At 63.8% G+C, this 8,416-nt stretch carries 9 protein-coding genes; all 9 read left to right on the plus strand.

Going from position 1 to position 8,416, the window contains the following annotated elements:
- Positions 1-114 precede the first annotated feature (114 nt).
- The gene (locus V5F48_RS23190; protein ID WP_183856974.1) at positions 115-387 is read left to right on the plus strand and encodes a TrbC/VirB2 family type IV secretion system protein; all 273 of its coding nucleotides are present in this window, start codon (positions 115-117) and stop codon (positions 385-387) included.
- A complete protein-coding gene (locus tag V5F48_RS23195) occupies positions 387-650 on the plus strand; it encodes a VirB3 family type IV secretion system protein (RefSeq protein WP_394040393.1) in 264 nt (87 codons plus the stop codon). The genes V5F48_RS23190 and V5F48_RS23195 overlap by 1 nt, the downstream gene beginning before the upstream one ends.
- Positions 651-654: 4 nt before the next feature.
- The gene (gene trbE / locus V5F48_RS23200) at positions 655-3,087 is read left to right on the plus strand and encodes a conjugal transfer protein TrbE (protein WP_394040391.1); all 2,433 of its coding nucleotides are present in this window, start codon (positions 655-657) and stop codon (positions 3,085-3,087) included.
- Positions 3,084-3,812, plus strand: a complete 729-nt coding sequence (gene trbJ, locus V5F48_RS23205; protein WP_394040389.1) for a P-type conjugative transfer protein TrbJ — start codon at positions 3,084-3,086, stop codon at positions 3,810-3,812. Before trbE ends, trbJ begins: the two co-directional genes overlap by 4 nt.
- 10 nt (positions 3,813-3,822) lie before the next feature.
- A complete protein-coding gene (locus V5F48_RS23210) occupies positions 3,823-4,146 on the plus strand; it encodes an entry exclusion lipoprotein TrbK (RefSeq protein WP_394040387.1) in 324 nt (107 codons plus the stop codon).
- A gap of 6 nt (positions 4,147-4,152) precedes the next feature.
- Positions 4,153-5,502 (plus strand): P-type conjugative transfer protein TrbL, encoded by a 1,350-nt coding sequence (gene trbL, locus V5F48_RS23215; RefSeq protein WP_394040385.1) that lies wholly within the window; start codon positions 4,153-4,155, stop codon positions 5,500-5,502.
- A 3-nt stretch (positions 5,503-5,505) separates the two neighbouring features.
- A complete protein-coding gene (trbF, locus tag V5F48_RS23220; RefSeq protein WP_394040383.1) occupies positions 5,506-6,201 on the plus strand; it encodes a conjugal transfer protein TrbF in 696 nt (231 codons plus the stop codon).
- A 14-nt stretch (positions 6,202-6,215) separates the two neighbouring features.
- Positions 6,216-7,208 carry a P-type conjugative transfer protein TrbG gene (gene trbG / locus V5F48_RS23225; RefSeq protein WP_394040381.1) on the plus strand — a complete coding sequence of 331 codons (993 nt, stop codon included), beginning with the start codon at positions 6,216-6,218 and terminating at the stop codon, positions 7,206-7,208.
- A partial coding sequence (locus tag V5F48_RS23230) for a TraB/TrbI/VirB10 family type IV secretion system protein (protein ID WP_394260429.1) occupies positions 7,205-8,416 on the plus strand: 1,212 nt, incomplete at its 3' end. The genes trbG and V5F48_RS23230, both read left to right, overlap by 4 nt.

Consider the following 8,416-nt stretch of genomic DNA (forward strand, 5'->3'; position numbering starts at 1 on the left):
GCAAGTGCGGATTCGTGCGTTTCCGTAAATCCAGAGACACGCCTTTCAGCAAATCCGCTTTCGAGCGTTGTAGGAAACCTTCGAAACCGGATCTCCGGAACGGCGGCTTTGCTGATGTCCGCCTTTCTGGTTTCCCCAGCTTACGCCGCTGGTTCGTCCATGCCATGGGAAGCGCCCCTGCAATCCATCCTTGAATCGATCGAGGGGCCGGTTGCCAAGATCATCGCCGTGATCATCATCATCGTGACCGGGCTCACCTTGGCGTTCGGCGATGCCGGCGGCGGTTTCCGCAAGCTGGTCCAGATCGTCTTCGGCCTCTCCATCGCCTTCGCCGCCAGTTCCTTCTTCCTCAGCTTCTTCAGCTTTGGCGGCGGAGCACTGGTCTAGTGGCGGTCCATGCCGACGGCTTCGAAGTGCCGCTGCACCGCTCACTGACGGAGCCCGTCCTGCTGGGCGGCGCCCCGCGATCGTTGGCGATCCTCAATGGGACACTCGCCGCCGCCATCGGCATCGGCCTGCATCTGTGGATTGGCGGCATCGTACTCTGGATGGCGGGCCATGCGCTCGCCGTCTGGGGGGCGAAGGCCGATCCCCAGTTCATGGACGTCTTCGCCCGCCACCTGAAGCACCGCGCGTTTCTGGAGGCGTGAGTTCATGATGAACCTTGCCGAATATCGCAAGCGCCCCGCGAGCCTCGCGGATTATCTGCCTTGGGCCGGGCTGGTCGCATCGGGCGTCGTACTCAACAAGGACGGTGCGTTCCAACGCACCGCGCAGTTTCGTGGCCCGGACCTCGACAGTGCAACGGAAAGCGAGCTGGTCGCGATCACCGCCCGCCTCAACAACGCGCTGAAGCGCCTCGGCTCCGGCTGGGCGCTGTTCGTCGACGCTGAACGGCGCATCGCCGCCGGATATCCCATCTCGGAATTTCCCGACGCGGTGTCGTGGCTCGTAGAGGAAGAGCGGCGCGCGGCGTTCGAGGAAGCGGGCACACATTTCGAAAGCGCCTACTACATCACGCTCGCCTTCCTGCCGCCGTCCGAAAGCAAGGCCCGCGCTGGCCAGCTCCTCTACGAGAGCACCGAGCAGCGCACCGTGAACTGGCGCGACCATCTCGCAACCTTCATTTCCGAGACCGACCGTTTTCTCTCCTTGCTCGACGGCGTCATGCCGGAGATCCGCTGGTTCTCCGACGAGGAGACGCTGACTTATCTTCACGCCTGCATCTCCACGCAGCGGCACCCTGTCGCCGTTCCCCAGGTGCCGTTCCATCTCGACGCGCTGCTGCCCGATTGCGATTTCACCGGTGGATTGGCGCCGATGCTGGGGGACCGGCATATGCGTGTGCTGACCATTCGCGGCTTTCCGCCCTCGACCTGGCCCGGCGTCCTTGATGACCTCAACCGGCTCGGCTTCGCCTATCGCTGGTCCACCCGCTTCCTGTCGCTCGACAAGGCGGAAGCCGAACGCGAGCTGACCAAGGTGCGGCGGCAATGGTTCGCGAAACGCAAAGGTATCGTCACGCTGCTGCGCGAGACGATCTTCCAGCAGGAAATTTCGCTGGTCGATTCAGACGCCGCCAACAAATCCGCCGATGCGGACGAAGCGTTGCAGGAGCTAGGCTCAGATGCCGTGGCCTATGGCTATGTCACGGCCACCGTTACGGTCATGGACAAAAGTTTGGATCTCGCCGACGAGAAGCTGAAGGCCGTCGAGCGGATCATCCAGGGGCGTGGCTTCGTCACCATTCCGGAGACGCTGAACGCGACGGAGGCATGGCTGTCCTCGATCCCTGGACATGCCTACGCCAATGTTCGCCAGCCGCTGATCTCGACTCTGAATCTCTCACACATGATGCCGGTCTCGGCAATTTGGGCCGGCCCCGAGAAGAACGCCCATCTGGATGCCCCGCCGCTGGTCGTCACCCGCACGGCCGGCAGCACGCCGTTCCGGCTCGTCACTCATGTCGACGATGTCGGCCACACCCTGATCGTCGGCCCCACCGGTGCCGGCAAATCCGTGCTGCTGGCAATGCTGGCGCTCCAATTCCGCCGCTATGCCGGCTCGCGCATCTTCATCTTCGACAAGGGTGGCTCGGCCCGGGCCACCATCTTGGGCCTCGGCGGCGAGTACTACGATCTCGGATCCTCCGACGCCATTGCCTTTCAGCCGCTCGCTCGCATTGAGGATGAAGACAGCCGCTCGTGGGCGGCCGACTGGATCGCTGGCCTGCTCGGGCATGAACATGTCGAGATCACACCCGATGTGAAGGACGCCGTCTGGTCGGCGCTGACCAGCCTTGCGTCCGCCCCACGTGAGGAGCGAACACTCACCGGCTTTTCCACGCTGTTGCAATCGAACCGGCTACGCCAGGCGCTGCAACCCTACACGCTGTCGGGGCCGCATGGCCGGCTGCTGGACGCTGATGCCGATCGGCTTGGCTTCGGCGACGTGCAGGGCTTCGAAATGGAGGAACTGATGCACACGGCGAGCGCCGTGACGCCGGTACTCACCTATCTTTTTCATCGTCTCGATGAGCGTTTCGACGGGTCGCCCACGCTGCTCGTGCTCGATGAGGCTTGGGTATTTCTCGACGATCCCATCTTCGCTGCGCGCATCCGTGAATGGCTGAAGGTGCTGCGCAAGAAGAACGTCGCCGTCGTCTTCGCCACCCAGTCGCTTGCCGACATCCAGCGTTCTGCCATCGCGCCAGCCATCGTCGAGAGCTGCCCGAGCCGGATCTTCCTGCCGTCGCCGCAGGCGAGCGAACCGCAGCTCCGCACGATCTATGAAGGATTTGGCCTCAACAGCCGCCAGATCGATATCATCACGCGGGCTCAGCCGAAGCGGGATTACTACTACCAATCCCGTCTTGGCAATCGGCTGTTCGACCTCGATCTCGGACCTGTGGCGCTCGCCTTCGCCGGTGCCAGCCGCCCCGAGGATCATCGCCAGATGGACGATGTCCTCGTGTCCCATGGGCGCGATGCCTTTGCCGCAGCATGGCTCGACGTGCGCGGTCTCGATTGGGCAGCCGACCTCATCCGCCAATTCCCGCTTCCGCAAAATCAGGAGACCGCATCATGAGAACACCACTTTGCCTTGCCGGTGCCTGCGCGCTCGGCATCGCTCTCGCGCCGCCGGTGGCGGCGCAGATCGTCTTCGATCCGAACAACTACAGCCAGAATGTGCTGTCGGCGGTTCGAGCCCTGGACCAGGTCAACAACCAGATCAAGAGCCTGCAAAACGAAGCTCAGTCGCTCCTCAATCAAACAAAGAACCTGACGAGCCTCGATTTCTCCGCACTAAACGAGCTGAAGCAGTCCGTCGCCAAGACGGAGCGCCTTATCAGCGAGGCCGAGGGCTTGAGCTTCGACATATCGGCGATGGAACGGCAATTCCAGCAGCTCTACCCGAAGGAATACGCGGCGTCCGGATCGAGCGATCAGATCCTCGCCGATGTGCGAAAACGCTGGGAGCAGTCTCGGGCCGCTTTGGAAACGGCCATGAAGATGCAGGCGCAGGTCTCCGAAAACCTCGCCTCCGATGAGGCCACTCTCGGCGATCTCGTCACTCGCAGCCAGTCGGCAACGGGGAATCTCGACGCGACGCAGGCGACCAACCAATTCCTTGCCCTTCAGGCTAAGCAAGCTATCGACGCGTCCCGGCTCAAGCTCTCTCAGGACCGCGCCGTCGCCGCGGAGCAGGCCCGTGCCGTCGCGGAGGAGGAACGGGCGCGTGAGGTTCGCCGCCGATTCATGGGTGATGGCAGCAGCTATACGCCGGCACCCGTCCGGTTGTTCCGCGATTGAGGGACCCGCCATGCTCAGACAAATCATCCGTCTCTCTGTCGTGGCCGCGATTGCCATCGGCGCCGGGCTTCCCGTCCAATCCGCGCGGGCGGCCGACACGGTGGACAGCCTCGCCGCCGATCCGCAACGGCTCCGGGAGGTGCAAAAGCTTTGCAAAGACGACTGGGCTGGGACAGGCGACGAACTGTGCACCATGGCCAGCAAAGCGCAGCGCCGCCGTTTCATGGGTTCTGGCAAAACGCCGTACACGCCACATCCGGTCGATCTGTTCCCGTCACTGAAGAAGAGCGGAACTCCGGAGAAAACCGACCCCGTCGCTCCGGACGCGGAGTGATTGTCCATGGACGATCTCTCCGTCATCGACCGTTTCACCGACACCTTCTCGCAATATATCGATAGCGGGTTTGGCCTGCTTCACGGTGAGATCGCTTACCTTTCGGCGACGCTCATTGCCATCGATATAACGCTCGCCGGCCTGTTCTGGGCCTTCGGAGCCGGCAATGACGAGATTCTGGCGAAGCTCATCAAGAAGGTCCTCTATGTCGGTGCCTTCGCCTACATCATTACAAACTTCAATTCGCTCGCCAGCATCATCTTCAGATCCTTCGCCGGACTCGGACTGACCGCCTCTGGCTCCGGCCTGTCTCAGGACGATTTCTTGCGTCCCGGTAAGCTCGCCTCTGTCGGCATGGACGCCGGCCGGCCGATCCTCGCGCAGATAGGCGACTTGTCCGGCTTCACCTCCGTCTTCTCCAACATCGACACCATCGCCGTCCTGTTCCTCGCCTGGCTCGTGGTCATCGTCAGTTTCTTCGTGCTCGCGGTGCAGCTCTTTGTGACGTTGCTGGAGTTCAAGTTGACCACGTTGGCCGGCTTCGTGCTGGTCCCCTTCGCATTTTGGAACAAGACGGCCTTCCTGGCCGAACGCGTGCTCGGCAATGTCGTGTCGTCCGGGATCAAGATCCTGGTCCTTGCCGTTATCGTTGGCATCGGCAACGGCCTCTTCGCGGAATTTCGTGCGTCGGCAGGGACAGAGCCGTCCATCGATCATGCGCTGGCGATCATGTTGGCGTCGCTCGCCATGCTTGGGCTGGGCATCTTCGGCCCGTCGATCGCGACGGGTCTCGTCTCCGGAGCCCCGCAGCTCGGCGCGGGTGCAGTCGCCGGCACCGCGCTCGCCGCCGGCGGCATGGCGGTCGCGGCGGGCGCCGGAGCTGCCGGCGCGGCGCAGCTTGGCGGGGCCGCTATCGGTTCCGGCGTCAAGGCGGCATCCACCATGTCGGGCGGCGCGCGCGCCGCCTTCGAACTTGGTGCAGCGACGTCCGGTGCATCGGGCATGGGAGCCGTTGGAGCTGGTCTTGCCGGCGTGGCGCAAGCGGGTGGTGGCGCCGTCATGCAGGCGGGTCGCAGCGTCGTGTCACGCGTCGCGGGCACGGTGGGCTCACGTGCTTCCGCTGGCGCCCATGGCGCCTGGACGGCTACCGGCGGCAAGCCCATGGGAGCGATGGGTGGGGCTGGGAACGATGCGTCGTTCGCCGGTGCCGGCGGTGCTCCCCCATGGGCCAATCGCGTGAGACATGGACGGCGCAACTCGCACGTCTCCCACGGAGCAACCACTGCGGCTCACGCCCTTCGCTCGGGGGATCATGGCGGCTCCGGAGCCAACCCATCCCTGCGACAGGAGGATTGAACAATGCGCTTCAAACGCGCTGGCGTGCGCTATTCGCAGACGTCGGAACCCGCCACGCCCTATCAGGCCGCCGGCCAGTTGTGGGATGACCGCCTAGGCTCCGCCCGCGTTCAAGCACGCAATTGGCGGCTCATGTCCTTCGGCTGCCTGACACTTGCCGTGGGCATGGCTGGCGGTCTGCTGTGGCAGGCGGGCCGCTCCACCGTCACGCCCTATGTGGTCGAGGTCGATCAGCTCGGCCAAGTCAAGACCGTTGGCCCGGCCGTGGAAGCCTATCGGCCGACCGACGCCCAGATTGCCTACGCGCTCGCCCGGTTCATACAGAATGTGCGCGCACTGCCCACCGATCCCATCGTGGTGCGGCAGAACTGGCTCGAGGCTTACGACTTCACCACCGATCGCGGCAGCGCCGGGTTGAATGACTATGCGCGTGCCAACGATCCGTTCGGCAAGGTCGGCAAAATGTCGGTCGCCGTCGAGGTCACCAGCGTCGTGCGCGCATCGGACAGCTCCTTCCAGATCCGCTGGATCGAGCGGCGCTATGAGAACAATCAGCTTGCCGGCACGGATCGCTGGACCGGCATCCTCACCATCATCATGCAACCACCACGCACCGAGGACCGGCTGCGTAAGAATCCTCTCGGGATTTTCGTCAACGGCATCAACTGGAGCCGCGAACTCGGCACCGGCGGGTCGTGAAGGAGAAAAGGACCATGACCCGCATGCCGCCATTCCGCATTCTCCTCCTCTCATCCGCCGCGTTGCTGGCGGGCTGCGCCGGGAAAACACCGCCGCCGGAAATCTCCCTGGATGAACCCTACGAGGCGAGCCGGATCGTCGAGCCGGCCGGTCCCGTCGAAATAGTCGAGCTGCCGAAGCCATTGCCGCTGCCCGGCCAGTTGAAGCCGATGCCGGTAAAGGGCGGAACAGTTGAACCTGCCGATCCGAAACTGCGCGTGACGACAGCCAACAATGCCGCCCGCGTGCAGCCGACGCGCACCGGTTATATCAATGCCACGCAGGTCTGGCCCTACACGGCTGGCGCGCTCTATCAGCTTTACGCGGCGCCTGAAAAAGTAACGGACATCGCCCTGCAGAGCGGCGAGGAGCTGATTTCCGTCTCGGCCGGTGACACTGTGCGATGGGTAATCGGCGACACGACCAGCGGCGGGGGCGGAAACCAGCAGACCCACATCCTGGTGAAACCGACGCGGCCGGATCTGAAGACCAATCTGGTGGTCAACACCAACCGGCGGACCTATCTCCTCGAACTCACATCGACTCCCCAGACCTGGATGGCGTCGGTCTCCTGGGACTATCCACACGACCGCCTCCTCGCACTACAACGTCAGAACGATCGTGCGGGGACTGCCACCCCGGTCTCAAACGCCGTCGCGCTCGAGCGTGTCCAGTTCCGCTATGAGATCACGGGCGACAATCCGTCCTGGCGGCCGACCCGCGTCTTCGATGACGGTGAGAAGGTCTATATTCAATTTCCCGCTGGCATCGCCCAGGGCGAGTTGCCACCGCTGTTCGTTGTCGGCCCCACCGGGGAGAACCAGCTCGTCAACTACCGCGCGAAGCCGCCTTATTACATCGTCGATCGCCTGTTCGGTGCGGCCGAGCTTCGTCTTGGAGGCGAGAAGCAGCAGATCGTGCGCATCTCGCGCACCGACGGCAACCGGCGGGGGATCTTCGGGCTATGACCGTGCCACCCAAATCCCCACCCCCCGATCTCGCCATTCGCGCCAAGCCGCGTCCGGTAACCCGTCTCAATCGCTGGACCTTGGTGGTGCTCGCCGGCGCCGTCTCCGCCGCAGTGCTTGGCGCGATGATTTGGGCATTGCAAGGCTGGGACAGATCAGCCCGGACCGGCGAGGAGCTCTACAATACCGACCGCGTCAACCCGGCGGAGGGGCTGCAAATGTTGCCGCGCGACTATACGCAGGTTCAACCACCGAAGCTCGGTGCCCCCTTGCCCGGCGAGCTCGGAGGACCAGTCGTGCGCACCGAGCGGGAGGCAGGCATTCCGCCCATGCCAGAGCGGCCGAGTTTCAGGGCCGATCCGGAAGAGGATGCCAAACGCGCGGCGCGCCTTCGTGCCCAGCAGGAAGCGGAAGCCGCAGCGAAGGCAGCCGTGTTCTTTCAGACCACACGCCCGAAGCAGGAGGTATCGGCAACCGCGGCCGCCTCGCCGGAGCCAAACCGGCTCGATCTCACCGCCATACGCGCTGCCGGTGCGGAAACTGCCGTTGCTCCGCCCGTCGATGAAATGACCACACAGAACATGCAGGACCGCAAGCAGGCGTTCGCAAGCCGAGAGGCCGACCAGAAGATTTACGGATCTGGAACTCTCCAGACGCCGCGCTCGCCCTATCAAGTGATGGCCGGCACCATCATTCCAGCCGCCTTGGCGACGGGGATCAATTCCGATCTGCCGGGCCAGATCATCGGCACCGTCACCGAGAATGTCTGCGACACGGCCACGGGCAGGCATCTCTTGATCCCCCAGGGCGCCCGCCTGATGGGCCAGTACGATTCCGGCGTCGCCTTCGGCCAGAGCCGTGTGCTCCTGGTCTGGAATCGCCTCGTCATGCCGGACGGCTCCTCCGTCGTGCTGGATCGTCTCTCCGGCGTCGATACGGCCGGCTATTCGGGCCTCGAAGATGAGGTGGACAATCACTGGTTCCGCCTGATCGGAGGCGCGGTCCTCTCCTCGCTGCTCGGCATCGGCGCCGAGTTGGCAGCGCCTCAAAATCAGGGGACGAACGGCGATCAGGTCATCATCGCGACGCGCGACGGCGCTCAGGACACCATCAACGATATCGGCCAGCAGATCACACGGCGCAATCTCAATATTCAGCCGACCTTGAAGGTGCGACCGGGTTTTCCGGTCCGCGTCATCGTCAACAAG

Source organism: Xanthobacter autotrophicus ATCC 700552, assembly GCF_043194565.1.
GTDB lineage: Bacteria > Pseudomonadota > Alphaproteobacteria > Rhizobiales > Xanthobacteraceae > Xanthobacter > Xanthobacter autotrophicus_F.